The sequence below is a fragment of the Aeribacillus sp. FSL K6-2848 genome (assembly GCF_038004325.1).
Classification (GTDB): Bacteria; Bacillota; Bacilli; order Bacillales; family Aeribacillaceae; genus Aeribacillus; species Aeribacillus composti.
In genome coordinates, this window is record NZ_JBBOQQ010000001.1 from 1,910,297 (window position 1) to 1,928,324 (window position 18,028).

Annotated in this window: 13 protein-coding genes, 1 pseudogene and 1 riboswitch; of the genes and pseudogenes, 13 read left to right on the forward strand and 1 reads right to left on the reverse strand. The window is 40.0% G+C overall.

Features of this window, described 5'->3' with window-relative positions; translation table 11 throughout:
- The first annotated feature begins 122 nt into the window (after positions 1-122).
- From rarD to NSS70_RS09395, 13 genes and pseudogenes are all read left to right on the forward strand, one after another.
- The gene (gene rarD, locus NSS70_RS09335; RefSeq protein WP_339195438.1) at positions 123-1,022 is read left to right on the forward strand and encodes an EamA family transporter RarD; all 900 of its coding nucleotides are present in this window, start codon (positions 123-125) and stop codon (positions 1,020-1,022) included.
- Between the two features lie 34 nt (positions 1,023-1,056).
- Complete coding sequence (locus tag NSS70_RS09340) at positions 1,057-1,323, forward strand: hypothetical protein (RefSeq protein WP_063389700.1); 267 nt, start codon at positions 1,057-1,059, stop codon at positions 1,321-1,323.
- 14 nt (positions 1,324-1,337) lie between these two features.
- Positions 1,338-1,685 carry a YojF family protein gene (locus NSS70_RS09345; protein ID WP_063389701.1) on the forward strand — a complete coding sequence of 116 codons (348 nt, stop codon included), beginning with the start codon at positions 1,338-1,340 and terminating at the stop codon, positions 1,683-1,685.
- A gap of 17 nt (positions 1,686-1,702) precedes the next feature.
- Positions 1,703-2,371, forward strand: coding sequence for a bacillithiol biosynthesis deacetylase BshB2 (bshB2, locus tag NSS70_RS09350; RefSeq protein WP_340881358.1), 669 nt, complete (start codon positions 1,703-1,705; stop codon positions 2,369-2,371).
- A gap of 183 nt (positions 2,372-2,554) precedes the next feature.
- The gene (locus NSS70_RS09355) at positions 2,555-3,637 is read left to right on the forward strand and encodes a C40 family peptidase (RefSeq protein WP_311067245.1); all 1,083 of its coding nucleotides are present in this window, start codon (positions 2,555-2,557) and stop codon (positions 3,635-3,637) included.
- Between the two features lie 977 nt (positions 3,638-4,614).
- Positions 4,615-4,807, forward strand: a riboswitch (Lysine riboswitch).
- A 138-nt stretch (positions 4,808-4,945) separates the two neighbouring features.
- Positions 4,946-5,249, forward strand: a pseudogene (locus NSS70_RS09360) (group II intron maturase-specific domain-containing protein); the annotation flags it as partial.
- Between the two features lie 119 nt (positions 5,250-5,368).
- Positions 5,369-6,835: an amino acid permease gene (locus tag NSS70_RS09365; RefSeq protein WP_130157596.1), complete on the forward strand. Its 1,467-nt coding sequence runs from the start codon at positions 5,369-5,371 to the stop codon at positions 6,833-6,835.
- 800 nt (positions 6,836-7,635) lie between these two features.
- The gene (locus tag NSS70_RS09370) at positions 7,636-8,541 is read left to right on the forward strand and encodes an AAA family ATPase (RefSeq protein WP_445290582.1); all 906 of its coding nucleotides are present in this window, start codon (positions 7,636-7,638) and stop codon (positions 8,539-8,541) included.
- Positions 8,542-8,551: 10 nt separating this feature from the next.
- Positions 8,552-10,468 (forward strand): vWA domain-containing protein, encoded by a 1,917-nt coding sequence (locus NSS70_RS09375; protein ID WP_063389742.1) that lies wholly within the window; start codon positions 8,552-8,554, stop codon positions 10,466-10,468.
- 250 nt (positions 10,469-10,718) lie between these two features.
- Entirely contained in the window at positions 10,719-13,562 is a 2,844-nt protein-coding gene (gene sucA, locus NSS70_RS09380; RefSeq protein WP_063389707.1) for a 2-oxoglutarate dehydrogenase E1 component, read from the forward strand.
- A 16-nt stretch (positions 13,563-13,578) separates the two neighbouring features.
- Complete coding sequence (gene odhB, locus NSS70_RS09385; protein WP_130157576.1) at positions 13,579-14,838, forward strand: 2-oxoglutarate dehydrogenase complex dihydrolipoyllysine-residue succinyltransferase; 1,260 nt, start codon at positions 13,579-13,581, stop codon at positions 14,836-14,838.
- A gap of 74 nt (positions 14,839-14,912) precedes the next feature.
- Entirely contained in the window at positions 14,913-15,119 is a 207-nt protein-coding gene (locus NSS70_RS09390) for a DUF6501 family protein (RefSeq protein WP_063389709.1), read from the forward strand.
- 49 nt (positions 15,120-15,168) lie between these two features.
- Positions 15,169-16,611: an NAD(P)H-hydrate dehydratase gene (locus NSS70_RS09395; RefSeq protein ID WP_340881359.1), complete on the forward strand. Its 1,443-nt coding sequence runs from the start codon at positions 15,169-15,171 to the stop codon at positions 16,609-16,611.
- A gap of 5 nt (positions 16,612-16,616) precedes the next feature.
- Here the strand turns inward: NSS70_RS09395 and NSS70_RS09400 are convergent, their stop codons facing one another.
- Positions 16,617-17,468 carry a superoxide dismutase gene (locus tag NSS70_RS09400; RefSeq protein WP_340881360.1) on the reverse strand — a complete coding sequence of 284 codons (852 nt, stop codon included), beginning with the start codon at positions 17,466-17,468 and terminating at the stop codon, positions 16,617-16,619.
- Between the last annotated feature and the right edge of the window lie 560 nt (positions 17,469-18,028).

Below are 18,028 nucleotides of genomic sequence, written 5' to 3' on the forward strand. Positions count from 1 at the left end.
TTCGACCCTAATTGTTACATTGTAATATATGACTGCTGCGGAAAGATCGTTCAAAACAATTTCTTGGAAAAAGCGATCGAAACAGAATATAATGTGTGATATGGGAAGGAAGATGATCTAGCATGAGATCAGGAATCATGTATATTAGTCTATCTTATATTTTATGGGGGATATTCCCTATTTATTGGAAAGTATTAGACCATGTGTCATCTGAGGAAATTTTGGCTCATCGAATCATATGGTCTTTTGTTTTTGTGTTACTGTTGCTTTTGTTCCAAAAACGATTTGCTGATTTTTTATATGAGTGCACAAAAATCATTAAATCACCCAAGATTTTGTTAACGTTGGCTCTTTCATCCTTCTTAATCAGCGCCAATTGGTTTGTTTATATTTGGGCGGTGAATCATGACCGTGTACTTGAGACAAGTCTTGGTTATTACATAAATCCATTGGTGAGCGTACTATTAGGAATGATCTTTTTGCATGAAAAATTAAACAAAGGGCAGCAGACCGCGTTTTTGTTTGCGGCTTTCGGAGTGCTCATATCAACTGTCCATTATGGCCATGTCCCGTGGACATCGTTTATTCTTGCGAGTACATTCGGGTTTTATGGACTGGCTAAAAAAGTGATAAAATTAGATTCTGCTTTTGGTCTGGCGCTTGAAACGTTTGTTGTGTTTCCAATTGGAATCATTTATGTGCTATACTTAGAATCGTTAGGAAGCAGTGTTTTTTTTGAATGGGATGCATCGACCAACTTTCTTCTAATGGGAACAGGCGTCATTACGGCGATCCCTTTATTGCTGTTTGCGAAAGGTACGCCTAAAATTCCGATGTATTTTCTCGGAGTCTTGCAATATATTGCGCCAACGATCACTTTTTTTCTCGGCGTTTTTCTTTACCACGAGCCGTTTACTGTTGTAGAATTGATCACCTTTGTTTGCATTTGGACAGGCATCATCATTTTTACAATGAGTGAACCTTCTTTCAAAACGATATGGAAGACTAGAATCTCAAAGTAACCTCATGCAAGCAGGTTCCTCGAGGTGAATAAATGTGAATGATAACGAACTTCTTCATGCATACAGAAAACTTTGGTCAAACCGAACTCTTTCAGTAGGGTCAGATGAGAAAAAAACGTTGGAAGAGGCGATTAAAAAAGAACTCCTCGATGAAATGACTCACCCTAGAGTAAGAAAAAGTCCAGATAAAAAATTACTAGATGCGCTGAAACGCATTATAGCAGCCGACATTTCACCGGAAGAGAAGCTTGAATTAATCAGCAAGCATATGGAGATGTATGAGAAAATCTTAACAAAATAAAGAAGGTGGAAGCTTTGAAACCGATTGATCCGATAAGGGTTCAAAAAATCATTGATTCTTTTTTACATAAAGAGGTGTATATTCATCTTGAAACGACAACCGGTGCTTATACTTCACACCACAATCAAAACAGCATGACTATTGTCGCGTTTGTCCGAAATGCAAAAATTACATTTTCACAAGGTAAAATAAAAGGAACAGGACCATACCGTGTCGGATTAAAAACAGAGGAAGGCTGGGTGTATGCTGAAGGTCTTACCGATTATACCGTTGATGAACAAAATCGCCTGCTCATGGCCGGCCACGATCGAGATGGAAAGCTTGCCATTGCATTACAAATTAGTGAAACTCCATTTTCATAAAAAGGAGAGAGGAATAAATGGAAGAGAGGTTATTAGTGATCCTGCCTCATCCCGACGATGAATCGTTCGGAGCAGCAGGACTGATCGCTTTAAAACGGAAAGCAAACGTACCTATCACGTATGCTTGCTGCACTTTAGGCGAAATGGGGCGCAGCATGGGAAAGCCTTTAATCGCCAATAGGGAGACATTAAAAGATATTCGAAAAAAAGAATTGGAGCAGGTCGCAAAAATTTTAAATATAAACGATTTACGAATGCTCGGCTATCGGGATAAAACGTTGGAATTTGAAGATGAAGAAAAATTGGCAGACCACTTTGAACAGATCATCCGGGAAGTCAAACCGACCCTTCTTGTCACGTTTTATCCTGGTTATGCTGTTCATCCAGATCACAACGCTTGTGGCGAGGCGGTTATTCGTGCGGTGAAACGCTTGAAAAGGGAGGAGCGTCCAACCGTTTATTGCATAGCTTTTTCAAACGATCGATTTGAACATATAGGCGAGCCGGATGTAGAAATCGATATATCTGAAGTTGCAGATATAAAAATACAGGCATTGAAGGCTCATCGATCGCAAACTTATTCCATCGTAGAAAAAATAGAAGAAGGAGGAAAAGACCTCCCTCAATTTCAACAATTTTTTCATAAAGAAACGTTCTGGATTTACCCATTTGATGATGAAAAATAAACGATCGAATAGGTTGCTTTGAAAATATTTACAATACAGGTCTATCATCCTCTTTTTTGAAAAAATGATGAATTTTATCTTATAATATAGTAAAATATGAAGAAAGTTGTCGATATAATAAGTAAGAAATTTTATTGTACGATAAACGAACATAGGATGTCTCATATGAGGAGGAAAGGCTGTATGAAGAAAAAAGTGTTGGGATTAACGACATCCGCGGTTCTTGGATCTTCGGTTTTCGCAGGAGTCGCTTCCGCTGAAACGATTCGAGTAGAAGCCGGGGATACTCTTTGGGGAATCTCGCAAAGATATAATACTACTGTTGTAAAGTTAAAAGAAGCAAATAGACTTACAAGCGATACAATATACATAGGTCAGGTTTTAAATATTCCTTCAGAAGCATCGTCTTCTCCGAAAGCGAAAGTAACTACTAATAATCAAACAGAGGCGGCTCCTAAACAAACTGGTTCGACATACACAGTGAAAAAAGGTGATACGTTATGGGGCATTGCCAAAAACAACGGAACGTCTGTCAGCGAATTAAAAAGGCTGAACGGATTAACCAGCGATTTAATTTATCCTGGCCAAGTGTTAAAACTATCTGGATCCAGCCAAGCTGTATCTAGCGAAAAGGTTAGCGCCAAAGAACAGGTGCAGGCGCCCAAACAAACCTCACAAACTTCAAATAAAGCAAGTTCACAAAATACATATACCGTCCAAAAAGGCGACTCTCTATGGAAAATTGCTGTGAAATTTAAATTAACCGTCAATCAATTAAAAGCTGCGAATAACCTTTCATCTGACGTTATTTACCCCGGCCAAGTATTGAAGCTGTCAGGCTCTTCAGCTGATAGTGCACGTCAAGTGAATTCCGGTACAAAAACGAATTCTGATTCATCTACTCAAAACGGCAAAGTTTTAGTAATGATTCGAGAAGCCAAAAAATTAGTTGGAGTTCCGTACAGATGGGGCGGAAATACGCCATCTGGTTTTGACTGCAGCGGATTTGTTTACTATGTATTAAACAAAGTGACATCCGTTTCTCGGTTAAGTACAGCCGGTTATTGGAACATGATGAAACCAGTAAGTTCACCAGATGTCGGAGACTTTGTATATTTTTCAACATATAAAGAAGGTCCTTCCCACATGGGAATCTATCTTGGAAATGGGGATTTCATTCATGCCGGATCAAGTGGCGTGCAAATATCGAATTTAAACCAAAAATATTGGAACGATCGATATTTAGGAGCCAGATCTTATTTTTAAAATTATATTTTGCGAGAATGAGAAACATGAAGCAATCAGCCGTTTGTTGGCTGATTGCTTTTTTAATCGGAAGAATGATAGAATCGTCTAATTTGCCGATACATCCATCTTACTGGAGATTTTGTATATGTATGAAATTTAGGGTTGTTAAAAATGTTTCGACATTATTGACAAGAAATACAATTGTATATAAAAATTTATATTTTGCAACGAATTCAGCAAATGATATGGAATAATTTTTAGAAAATAAGGCATACTCTGTTGATCTGAAGGAGGTGCTATAGGTATTGATTAGGAGCACGGTCATACAGGAAATTACAGATATTGTAAATCTGTTCGGTGGGACGGACTCTACCATGTAAATATATTCAATTAATATCTACTAACATGAGGTGAAGAAGCTATTGGAAGTTAGTGAAATTTAAAGAAAACGTGAGAATTTTGAAGAAAATTAAAGTTTATAGAGGGAGGGTGAAATGATCCCAACACCATTTTATTATTATGCTTTTAGGCTGAGAAGTGATATCCAAGCTGTAAGGAATGCTTTACTTCCCCCTAAAACATCGGTCTGCTTGAGGGTCAAATCAATCGCTTACAAATAATAAAACGAGTGACTTGCGGACGAACTGGATTATTTTTGTTAGAGAAACAGGTACTTTATCGATTGTGATAACTATTGCGAAATAACAAATATAAACTTGTTTTCAACCCTTACTCGTTTTCATAAAAAATTTCGTAAGAACCATATTTAAAATCATTTCTAAACAAAAGATCGAAGTCATCACGAGAAACCATGTCTTCTATCTACAACAATCATCTGGTAGACCGATTGATCATCCCTTGAAAGCAATGGTTGGATTTTAAAAAATTCTATACGAAAAAATCTTGTCTCAATCGAGGTGTAAATAGATATTGTTTTTGCACAAAAATTGTTTTATAATCACTATGGAATTAAATAAATAGCATCCTCATTCACCCGATGAGGTAGAGGTTGCGGCTTTTATGAGTACTGCGAACGAGATGCAGAGAACATTGAAGACTTCGCTGGAAAGGGAAAGCCGCCGAAGTTCGCACATTTCTCTGGATGTGCGGACTGGGGTTGCCACCGAACAGGGGCAGCACTGTCACGGTTTGCCTGGAGAAAAGCAGCCGTGGAGCGCTATCTTCACGGAAGGGTTGATACGGGTAATGTTTGTATTGCCGCCGAATCACCTTCGGCGGCTTTTTTGGTGCGCCCAGCATGGGTGTAATCTCTAGGGTGAAAGTCCCGAGCTGCAAAGGCAGAAGAGCAGTTAGCTTAACGCAAGGGGATGGTGCGGCTATTTTGCCTTGGCAGATACGCCAAGTAAGTTCAAAGAATTTGGCGAATGGATCAGACGAAGACTTCGAATGTGTTTATGGAAAGAGTGGAAAACGCCGAAAACAAAAATTCGGAAACTCAGAGGATTAAGTGTTCCAACGCATAAGCCATTCGAGTGGGGTAATACGCAAGAAATACTGTCGGATTGCCTGCAGTCCCATTCTACACAAAACCCTCGACAACTCCTACTGGAGTCGACAAGGGTTAAGAAGTCTATTCGAAAGATATCAATTTCTGCGTCATCTTAATTGAACCGCCGTATACTGAACGGTACGTACGGTGGTGTGAGAGGTCGGGGGTTAGTCACCCACTCCTACTCGATTATCACCCGGCTCCTTTCCATGACAAAGAAAAAAGGAGCGATGAAAACAATGGAAAGCGTTATTAAAAAGAAGGAAACAGCTACGACCGCCCATTCTTCGCCTAACCAGCTTCGACGCAAGCTAAAAACAAGGCATTTAACGATGATTTCTCTTGGTGGGACGATTGGCACTGGATTGTTTTTAGCCAGCGGTGGAGCAATTCATACTGCTGGGCCGGGCGGAGCGCTGGTAGCGTATATTGCAATTGGTATAATGGTGTATTTTTTGATGACCAGTCTTGCAGAAATGGCAGCTTATATGCCAGTTACTGGAACGTTTAGTACGTATGCAACTAAGTTTGTCGATCCTGCGCTCGGATTTGCTCTAGGATGGAATTACTGGTACAACTGGGCCATTACGATTGCCGCAGAGCTCTCTGCTGTGACTATAATTATGAAATTTTGGTTTCCTGATAGTCCTTCACTTTTATGGAGCGCTTTATGCTTAGTAATTATGTTTCTGCTTAATTATTTATCCGTTAAAGGATTTGGCGAAGCAGAATATTGGTTTTCGCTCATTAAAGTAGTAACAGTCATTATTTTTCTTATTGTCAGCTTTTTAATAATTGTAGGTATTATGGGTGGTGAAGCGGTTGGATTTAAAAACTTCACCATCGGCGACGCTCCATTCCATGGTGGTTTCATGGCGACTCTCGGCATTTTTATGGCGGCGGGTTTTTCTTTCCAAGGAACAGAGCTGCTTGGAGTTGCAGCAGGTGAAAGCGAGGATCCGAAACGTAACATTCCTCGCGCCATTCGGCAAGTATTTTGGCGCATTTTGCTATTTTATATATTGGCTATTTTAGCAATCGGACTTCTTATTCCATATACGAATGAAAATCTAGCGAATAGCGATGTTACGGTCAGCCCGTTTACTCTCGTTTTTGACAAAGCTGGCATTGCGTTCGCAGCATCCGTTATGAATGCTGTCATTTTAACAGCGGTTTTATCAGCTGGAAACTCTGGTATGTATGCGTCTACTCGGATGCTTTGGGGGCTAGCAAAAGAGGGGAAAGCGCCAAAATTTCTGGCTAAGTTGAATCGCCGGGGAGTCCCTGTTAATGCATTACTGGTTACTGCTTCATTAGGAACACTTGCTTTCTTGGCTTCGTTTTTTGGGGATGGGATCGTCTATGTATGGTTATTAAATGCTTCTGGTATGTCGGGGTTCATTGCATGGCTTGGCATTGCAATCAGTCACTATCGTTTCCGCAAAGCGTATGTTGCGCAAGGGAGAGATCTCCGTGATCTTCCTTACAAAGCAAAATGGTTTCCATTCGGACCGCTGTTCGCTCTGGTACTTTGCGCGGTCGTCATTTTGGGACAGAACTACAGGGCCTTCATGGGAGAATCAATCGACTGGTACGGTATTCTCGTTTCTTACATTGGATTGCCATTGTTTTTAGCAGTTTGGTTTGGCTATAAAATCGTGAAAAAGACAAAGGTCGTTCCTCTCGATGAATGTGAATTAGACTAAAAAGCCGCTTGAAAAGACGCATTAGTATCCAAAATCTGCACGTTCGGTGTTCAACGGATTTTGTATGCCATCACAACGACGAAAACGCTCGTATGGTGCAGGACAAGTGTAAACGAATGATGGTCCAATCAGAAAAGCCGCTCTTTCTTGATACGGAGCGGCATTCATCAGTTAAAGGGAAAGCTTCATCTTTTTTCCATCAAATGATTTGCTCTTTTTATTCCGATAATTAAGATTGTCTGTTCAGAGCTCCCAACATCCAGAGATGGGGGAATGGCGGAAAGGCGTCTTTCATTTGGTAAGATAGAAAACGATTGGATTGAATCCATTCCTCCCAATATATGTAACTTGACATGTTAACATCTGCATGGATATGTAGCTTGGACCGTTTTTCGACGGTCTGAAAATAGGTGTCTTTCTTAATGTTGCCAAAATGTTAAATGATACATTTGAATTACAAGATCTATATATATAAAATTTTAACTAAGCTACTGGTATGCGAAAGTTGGGTTCAATATAAATAAATTTCTATATAATTTATTGATTTATAGGGGCTGTCTAATAAGTCGATTTTTGGGCTTATAGACGCCCCTTTAACTTTTTTTAAAACGTTGATATATTCATGCTTATGATTTGATGGATTTTGACTTTCTGGACAATCCCAGTAGTACAAACCACGTCTATGGTTTGTGCTGTCTGTAAAAATTATAATATTTTAAATTCAAAAGAATCTTAAAAATTAATGTGTTAAAAAAGGATATGATATAGTTATGTAGTGAAACAATATAAAAAAGAACGTGATGATTAGAAAGGAAATTTTTATGATGTCTTTAGAGCTTCATTTGCCAAAAGAAATAATAAATGTAATTGAATCTCGCAAAAAGCGGGTGCATTCTGATCAAGATCAAAGATTAATTGGACAAGGCGGTTTTTTGTCTGACGATCCAGTCATTTTGTATGATGCGCTGGTGGCATTGGCCCTTGGAAAAAATGTTTTGTTAAAAGGACCGACCGGTGCTGGGAAAACGAAATTTGCTGAAACGCTGTCATCATTTTTTTCTCAGCCGATGCACAGCATTAACTGTTCAGTTGATCTTGATGCCGAAGCATTGCTTGGATATAAAACGATTGTCAATTCCAGCAATCAAACAGTCATTGAGTTTGTCGAAGGACCTGTTATTCAGGCGATGAAAAAAGGGCATTTTTTATATATAGATGAAATCAATATGGCGAAACCTGAGACATTGCCAATTTTAAATGGGGTGCTAGATTACCGGAGGCGGATCACGAATCCATTTACACAAGAGGTTGTGGCGGCGAAAGAGGGATTTGGTGTCATCGCAGCTATTAACGAAGGGTATGTAGGGACGGTTCCGTTAAACGAAGCGTTGAAAAACCGATTCGTCGTGATTGATGTTCCATATGTACAAAATGAAAAGTTAAAACAAGTGCTCACTGAGCAGTCTTCTTTAAAAGATGAAAAGCTGATAGAAAAGTTTCTCACATTATCTAGCGACATTATTACACAAGTAAAAATCGGGAAGGTTTCGGAAGAAGCAGCTTCCATCCGGGCTTTGATCGATGCCTGCGATTTGTCGGTTTATTTGCCCCCTTTAAGAGCAATTGAACGGGCCATTGCAGCAAAATTGGATGATGAGCTGGAAAAAAGAGCGATCATGAACATTGCAGAAACCGTTTTTGAGTGAGGGAAATCCGATGCATTATATAAAATTTAATGATGAAATCATAGATTCAATGTTAATGATGGAGCTGTCCGATTTAGCGCAAACATTGACAAAACGAAGAGATATCGATATCGCTTTTGCCGTTCAGTCTTACTTTCATCCAGCAGAACAAAAAATTTATATTAGCCATTTTTGGAACGATCGTGCGGAAGAAGACAAGCTTGCAGGATTTAAATCAGACATTTATTTGCGCGCAATTGGCAGCTATTATTATACGGATTTTCATCAAATTGCTGCATTTCATGATCTCGTTCGGACATTACATCATCAAAAATTTGCAAAACAGCTGTTGATGCTGCTTGAAGATGTGCGGATTGAAGAACTGGTTAAACGCGATCGTCCCGGGACAAAGCGCTATTTCCGCAAGCGGCTGAATATTTATAAAAAATATTACCGTGATCAGCTGAAAGCAAGCCTTGATCGGGGATTTGCAACCGATGCGCTCTTTGCGGCCCTGTATGAAATGGCTACGGCCACATCACCTGTTTTGAATGTACCAGAAATAAGCGTCCAAATAGATGAACTGCTGCCTTTCGTGAAGGAACAAGTGATGAACGTATACGATGCAAATAGCACGAAAGAAGTTTCCGATATTGTCCTGAAAACGATGAGGCTGTTGGATGAAGTGTTGAAAAAAGATTTGATCCATACTTATTTCATTTTGCCTGATTTATCGGAAAAAGATCTTCATACCTTGACTTTTGACGACATGAAACGAAAAGACCGGCTTCAAAATCAGGATGCACTGGATAATGTAAAAAAGGGTGATGAAGATCTTCATGATGAAAAAATGGCCGTATGGCATCGTGAAACATCCACACCGACGAAAAGCTTTTTGCAATTTGATTTAGAACAAGGAACGCAAACGAATTTAATAGATGAACATGCAAGGCAAACTGAGACGGGAGATCAGGCGCTTGTGATTGTAGAAGGTTCAGCTAGACAGACTCAAAACAATTATTATGACGAAGTAAATGCTGATGAAAAGCTGCAAAAAGAAGCAGAGCAAGAAATACAACAACAACTCGGGAAGGAAAACAAGCATGCAAAAGCATATTTCCTGACGGCAAACATGCCAAAGGAAGCAGAAAAATCTGCGTATGAAAAGGAATTGCAGCAATTGATCGTGTACAAAAAACGTTTGCAGCGAATCATTCAAAAAACGCTTGAACATAAAAAGACATATCCAAAACAAGATGAACATTTCGGCAGATTGAATAAAAAGCTGTTGCGTCTATGGACGGATGAAAACCCGAAGCTTTTTTTCAAAAAAAGGAATCCTGCGAATGATCTTGACGGGGTGTTTACACTGCTCGTCGACTGCTCTGCATCCATGCACGACAAAATGGAAGAAACAAAACGAGGCATCATTTTGTTTCATGAAACGTTAAAGTCCGTTCGGGTTCCACATCAAATTGTCGGTTTTTGGGAAGACTCGGCAAACAGTACAGAAAACAACCAGCCGAACTATTTCAAAAAAGTAATCAACTTCGAAACTTCACTTAGCTCCAGCTCAGGACCAGAAATCATGCAGCTTTTGCCTGAAGAAGATAACCGCGACGGTTTTGCGATCCGGCATATGACAAACGAACTGCTTGCAAGAAAAGAGAAGCAAAAATTTCTTCTTGTTTTTTCAGACGGTGAGCCTGCTGCCTACGGATATGATCAAAACGGAATTGTCGATACACATGAAGCCGTAATGAATGCTCGAAAGCACGGTATAGAGGTGCTGAACATATTTTTATCCGCCGGAGCAGTTGAAGAAAGCAAAAGAAAGGTAATGAAAACGATTTATGGAAAACACAGCATCATGGTGCAAAATATCACAGAACTCCCGGACGTCTTGTTCCCGCTTTTGAAAAAATTGCTGCAAAAAACAATCGAATAAACCGCCAAAACATGGCAGAATACAACATGTATTCAAAAAATCAAGAAAATTATTATATAAAGATGCTAATTTTTAAGTAAATACTATTGGTCAATCTGATGAATAGTGTTAAAATAGCGGTGGAAGCGGTTATTTAAAAAAATATAGCTTGCTTCTTGTGGGATGGTGATGAGAATTTAAAAAAATTTTTTGTGGGGAAACAAAGCAGAAGAATTCTAATGATTAGTGATCATTGGGGGTTTTTAAGAAAATGGAAGAAACTTCGTCAAATTTAAAAATCGCATGGCGTGATTTTCACGGACCTAATTTAGGGTATGTCATGGACTTATATGAACAATATTTAGAAGATCCGAATTCTGTTGATGAAGAATTAAGAAACATGTTTGATGCTTGGGGGGCTCCTGAGGCTCTAACTGAACAATCTTATGTAAACTCCTCATCCACTGTAAGCAGAAATTTGTCTTATACGTTTGAAAAGCTGCAAAAAGTAGCAGCTGCTGTAAGGTTTGCAGAGGATATTCGGACATTTGGACATTTGGATGCTTCTATTTATCCTATGGGGATAAAACATAACGAAGAAGATGTTTTGAATGAATCAAGATACGGTCTGACGAAAGAGGACTTAATTGAAATACCGGCCAAATTGTTGAGTCCGTATACTCCTGATCATGTACACAACGGGTACGAAGCGATCCAATATTTAAAAGATGTTTATTCAAAATCGATTGCATTTGAATTTCAACATGTCCACAATTTTGAAGAGCATGAATGGCTCAACGAAATGGTGGAATCTGGGAAAATTTTCAAAACACTTTCAAAAGAGAAACGCATTTCTCTTTTGAAGCGATTAACAGAAGTTGAAGGATTTGAATCTTTTCTCCATAAAACATTTGTCGGCCAAAAGAGATTCTCCATTGAAGGTGTTGATATGCTCGTTCCGATGCTTGATGAGCTGATTTCTGAAGCTGTGAAAAGCGGAACGACAAATATAAACATCGGAATGGCGCATCGGGGCCGACTAAGCGTGTTGGCTCATGTGTTAGGAAAGCCATTTGAGCTTATTTTCTCTGAGTTCCAGCATGCACCGAACAAAGAATTGGTTCCGTCTGAAGGTTCAATCGGAATCAACTACGGCTGGACCGGAGATGTGAAATATCATTTAGGTGCGGACAGAAAAATTAAAGATCATAATGTTGTTCGTGCACGGCTCACGCTAGCGAACAACCCTAGCCATCTAGAGTTTGTGGATCCGATTGTGGAAGGGTATACACGTGCAGCCCAAGATAATCGTAATGTGCGCGGATATCCTGAACAAGATATTCACAAATCCATGGCTGTGCTGATTCACGGCGATGCAGCATTCCCTGGCGAGGGAGTCGTGGCAGAGACTCTTAACCTTAGTCAGTTAAACGGTTACAAAACCGGAGGAACAATCCACATTATCGCCAATAATATGATCGGATTTACGACGGAAAGCCATGATTCTCGATCAACAAAATATGCCAGCGACCTAGCCAAGGGCTTCGAAATTCCGATCGTTCATGTGAATGCGGATGATCCAGAAGCATGTTTGGCAGCTGTTTATATTGCCATTTTGTATCGCAATAAATTCCATAAAGATTTCTTAATTGATTTAATCGGATACCGCCGTTACGGGCATAACGAAATGGATGAGCCGATGGCGACAAATCCGTTGCTTTATGAAAAAATTAAGAAACATGAAACAATTTGCAAATTATATGCTAAACAGCTTGAAAGCGATGGAATTATTTCCTTAGAAGACGCAAGAAAGTTTGAACAAGAAGTGCAGGATCGGCTGAAAAAAGCATACGATAAAGTTCCAAAAAACGAACACCAAGAAGAGGAAATTCATATTCCAGAAACGGTCAGCCATGGTCTGCCCAAAATCGACACGACTGTGCCGGTGGATGTCCTTGACAAAATTAACAAGGAATTAATTACGTTCCCAGAAGGATTCACCGTTTTTAATAAATTGCAAAAAATTCTAGAACGCAGGGCAAAAGTATATGAAGAAGAAAGAAAAGTAGATTGGTCGCTTGCAGAAGCGTTCGCTTTTGCGACAATCTTGAGAGATGGAACTCCGCTTAGAATTACTGGACAAGATTCGGAACGCGGGACTTTTGCTCATAGACATTTAGTCTTGCACGATGTGAAAACAGGCAAAACCTTCTCGCCGCTGCATCGTTTGTCGGATGTTCAAGCATCGTTTGCGATTCATAACAGCCCGTTGTCTGAAGTTTCTGTATTGGGATTTGAATACGGATATAACGTATTTTCTCCGGAAACGCTTGTTATTTGGGAAGCACAATTCGGTGATTTTGCAAACGTTGCACAAGTCATATTCGATCAATTTATTTCAGCCGGCAGGGCAAAATGGGGACAAAAATCTGGACTCGTCATGTTGCTGCCGCATGGATATGAAGGCCAGGGACCGGAACATTCCAGCGGGCGTTTGGAACGGTACTTGACCCTTGCTGCAGAAAACAATTGGACGGTGGCAAATGTAACGACTGCTGCTCAATATTTTCATTTGCTAAGAAGACAAGCAGCGATTTTAACAAAAGAAGAAGTGCGTCCGCTCATCATTATGACGCCAAAAAGCTTGCTGCGTAATCCAAATACGGTTTCCGACGTTACAGAGCTGACTGAAGGTCAATTTCAACCGGTTATTGAGCAGCCTGGTTTAGGTCAAAATAAAGAAAAAGTAAAACGTTTAATTTTGTGCACTGGCAAAATATCGATAGAATTGGCGAATGGTCTGCAAAAATTAGATCAAAAAGATTTTCTTCATATTGTACGGGTGGAGGAAATTTATCCGTTCCCTGAAGAAGAAATTAAAGAGATTATAGAAAGATACCCTAACTTGCAGGAAATCGTCTGGGTGCAAGAAGAGCCGAAGAATATGGGATCGTGGATTTTCACATATCCGCAATTAAAATCTATTGTGGGTGATAAGCTCGCTGTTAAATATATTGGACGTCCAAGACGGTCAAGCCCTGCAGAAGGAGACCCGACAATTCACAAAAAAGAGCAGAGCCGAATCATAACAGAAGCGCTTACATGGAATGAATGAGGAGGAAATTTAAAAAATGGCTGAAATTAAAGTTCCAGAACTAGCAGAATCCATTTTAGAAGGTACAATTTCTCAATGGTTGAAAAAACCTGGCGATAAAATTGAAAAAGGCGAATACATTCTTGAGCTGGAAACCGATAAGGTCAATGTTGAAATTACTGCTGAACATGCCGGTGTTTTAAAAGAAGTATTTAAAAATGAGGGCGATGTTGTCGAAGTTGGCGAAGTCATCGGAATCATCGATGAAGGCGCAAGTGAAGCTCCACAGGCAAGCAGCCCTCAACCAGAACAAAAAGTAGAAGCCGCTCCAGAGCAAAATCTAGAGGAGCAAACAGTTCAAGTGGAATCGGAAGAACAGTCTGCAGGCAAACCGCGCCCAATCGCAACACCTGCAGCAAGAAAGCTTGCACGTGAAAAAGGAATCGACTTATCGGCCGTGCCGACGGCTGATCCGCTCGGTCGTGTTCGCAAACAAGATATTGCATATTATGAAGCGCCAAAAGCGGAAGAAAAAGCCCCTAATAAACCAAAACCAGAACCGCAAGAAACACAAAAGGCAACGGTTGCAGATCAGAAGCCTGTGGAACGGATCAGAATGTCCCGCAGAAGACAAACCATTGCCAAACGTCTAAAAGAAGTTCAAAATACAGCAGCTATGCTGACAACCTTTAATGAAGTGGATATGACAGCAGTTATGAACATCCGCAAACGGAGAAAAGATCAATTTTTTGAGGAGCATGATGTTCGTTTAGGCTTTATGTCCTTCTTTACAAAAGCAGTTGTCGCAGCCTTGAAAAAATTCCCTCTACTGAATGCGGAAATTCAAGGCGATGAAATTGTGTTGAAAAAATATTATGATATTGGAGTAGCTGTTTCTACAGATGAAGGTTTGGTTGTTCCTGTTGTAAGAGATGCAGATCGCTTAACATTTGCTCAAATCGAGCAAGAAATTGCCGATCTTGCAGCAAAAGCGAGAGCAAATAAACTTGCGCTTTCGGATCTGCAAGGAGGAACATTTACGATAACTAACGGCGGTATTTTCGGATCTTTGTTGTCAACACCGATTTTAAATGGACCTCAAGTCGGTATTTTAGGGATGCATAAAATCCAGCTTCGCCCAGTTGCGATTGACGAAGAGCGCATTGAAAACCGTCCGATGATGTATATTGCTTTATCATATGACCACCGTATTATTGACGGAAAAGAAGCTGTCAGCTTCTTGGCAACTGTCAAAAAGCTGTTGGAGGATCCAGAGCAGCTCTTGCTGGAAGGGTAAATCACTAATGAAGGAAGAACGCATTCCGCGTTCTTCTTTTCATATGAAAACGAACGAATGAAGGAGTGGCAAACATGAATCATCTATCATGGAAAAACAAAAAAGCAAATAAAAAAGTTGTATGTTTACATACAAATGCAAAAAAGTATATGGTAAATAATGTATTGACACCTGGACAAACTTATGATGTCTTGAACGAAACGGAAGAGTATTATTTTATTATCGACAATTCCGGAAAAGTAGGCGGGTTTTACAAAGAATATTTTGAAGAAGCAAAATAGCTAATCATCCCTTTATTTTTTCTTTCCTTTTTGAGAGGAGGTGTTGTTCGTGTTCGTTTATACTGAAGAGGATATTCGCAACATTGACAATCTGGCAGAAAAAAATGGCCTTTCTTCTATTGTGTTGATGGAAAACGCCGGGCGCTCTTTATTTCAAAAGCTTGTTTCGTACGTAAAAAAAGATGATCGGATTTTAATATTGTCCGGTAAAGGCAACAACGGCGGAGATGGAATTGTTTTGGCCAGATATTTAAAACAAAACGGCTACCATGCCGATCTTTCTTTTCCGCTTGGGGCACCGATAAGTGAAGCAGCGAAGCATCATTTCGCTTTTTATAAAAACAGCGGTTTTCTCGAAACAGCCGAATATGAACAAAATCATTACCAAGTCATCGTTGACGCTTTGCTGGGGGTCGGTGCAAGGCATCCGCTAAGAGATGATGTGAAAAACATCATTGAATGGATTAATGGACAAAACGCTTTTGTCGTTTCCGTTGATGTTCCTTCAGGAGTTTTATCCGACACCGGAGAAGCGCCGATAGCGGTTAAAGCAAACGTCACCATCAGCATCCACGGATATAAGCGATCAGCCTTTTTGCTGCCTTCTTCATCTTTTTACGGAAAAAAGGAAGTTGTGTCCATCGGCCTGAAGGAAGAAGGGAAATGGAAGGTCTGGACAGAAAAAGATGTGAAGCAAACATGGCCGAACCATCCGTCTTTTTCCCATAAAGGCACTTTTGGAACAGGCTATTTAATTGCTGGCTCCGACGAAATGCCGGGAAGTGTGCTTCTTGCTGCGAAAGGAGCTATGAGGGCAGGAATTGGCAAGCTTGTGATCGGCACAACACCCTTTGTAGCGGGGGCCATCGCCGGGCAAATTCCTGAAGCAACTTATTTTTTTGAAGGTCTCATAAAAGCAGGAGATGGTGAATTCCCGGAAAAGCTGTCAGTATGTGCAATTGGACCAGGTATCGTTCCTGGAGAAGAGACCGAAACAGCCATTCAATCCATCTTACAAAACGATTGGCCTGTTGTGCTGGATGCCGGTGCGTTACAAAAACGCACATATCCGAAAAATAGACAACATCCTATTGTGTTAACACCGCATCCGGGGGAATTTAGCCGTTTAATCGATCAGCCGATCAGCTATATACAAAAGAACAGAATCGAAGCTGCTTCTAAATTTGCCGTTGAAGAAAATGTCATTGTGGTTTTAAAAGGCCAATATACAGTGATTGCATTTCCGGATGGAACAGGAATGATCAATCCAACTGGAAACATTGCTTTGGGCAAAGGCGGGAGCGGAGATGCATTAACGGGAATCATCGCTGCTTTTTTGTCCTATTATGAGAACAAAAAAGCAGCTGTGGCAAATGCAGTCTATTTACACGGTTTATGTGCAGATCTGTTTGTAAAAACGAAAGGTGTAAGATCAATGCTTGCGGGCGATATTCCAGACATTTTGCCGGAAGTGATGAAACGATTCGAATAGCCTTATCAATATGGCTTCCAAATGACTTTTTTTGCAGTTTGAAATCTTTGTTCCACTTCTGGCCAGTTGACGATTTTCCAAAAATTATCGATATATTTTTGCCGATCGTTTTTATATTGCAAGTAGTATGCATGCTCCCAAACATCTAATACAAGAAGAGGAATGACATCCCATTGGCTTAAGTTTTGATGCTTTTCCGCCTGCAATATTTCCAATCTTCTTGAACGGGGGGACCATACTAATATCGCCCAGCCTCCGCCTTCGACTGCTTTTGCAGCTTCGCTGAAATGCTTTTTAAATGCTTGAAAGCTTCCGAATGAATTTTTGATCGTTTCCTTTAATTCACCTTTCGGCTCGCCCCCGCCTTTTGGGTTCATGATATTCCAAAAAATTGTATGCAAATAGTGGCCTGCCCCATTGAAAGCTGCTTCCCGTTCCCAATGTTTAATCAATGAAAAATCTCCTGTTCTCCGTGCTTTTTCCATTTCGATTTCCGCCTTGTTTAAACCGTCTACATAGCTTTGATGGTGTTTCAAATGGTGAAGCCTCATGATTTCTTCTGAAATATACGGCTCAAGCGCATTGTATCGATAGGGAAGAGGAGGGAGCTTATGTTGTCCTATCGGCACAGCCAAAGACCGGTCATCTTCACCTTCAATAAATGATCTGAATTCATCATACAATTGATTCGCCTGTTCATAAAGTTCGCTTTCTGAAAGGGACTCGGCTTTGTCCAGCTCTGTTTTGAAACGGATTATTTTTTCCTCGAATTCGCTTGCAAAAGGGTGTTCTGAAATGATGTTTCCATAAAGATCATCACACCATTTTTTTAATTCATTAATATACGATTCACTCAAGACAACAAAATCCTCCTTTTCATTCAATCGTCCAGAATACTATATGAAGCAATTTGAAAAAGGGTGAACTAAAAGAAGCGCGTCTTTTTTTAGATGGAAGAGGGGAGCTCCTTAAAGCGGTTTTTCACCAATTAAAAACGGATGATTTTTTGAAGACGTGCATTTTTTATATGAGAGGAGAGGCTGGATGGGAAGAAATTTGTTTGTAAATACTCGGTCTTGTTATTAAAAAAGAGCAGCTGCCTGAATTATGTATGAAAAATGCCATGCATATCAGTGCAAAATAAAATCAGGGGATTGTCCCAAAAGGATACATCCATTGGAATTCAATAATCAAGAAATGCTGATATATCAGCATTACTGAACATGAAAAGGGGGATCCAATACCGTGAAATCAACTATTGGACAGCCCCTTAAGTCAATCTGCCCAAACATCGTTCATTGAACAGTATACTTTTCATCTTTTCAAATAAGCACGTCAGCTTCTTTAGCTTTTTTGGGAACTAATAGACAAACTCTATTTTATGACAGAAGTAAGTACATTCAAATTTCATTTTAAC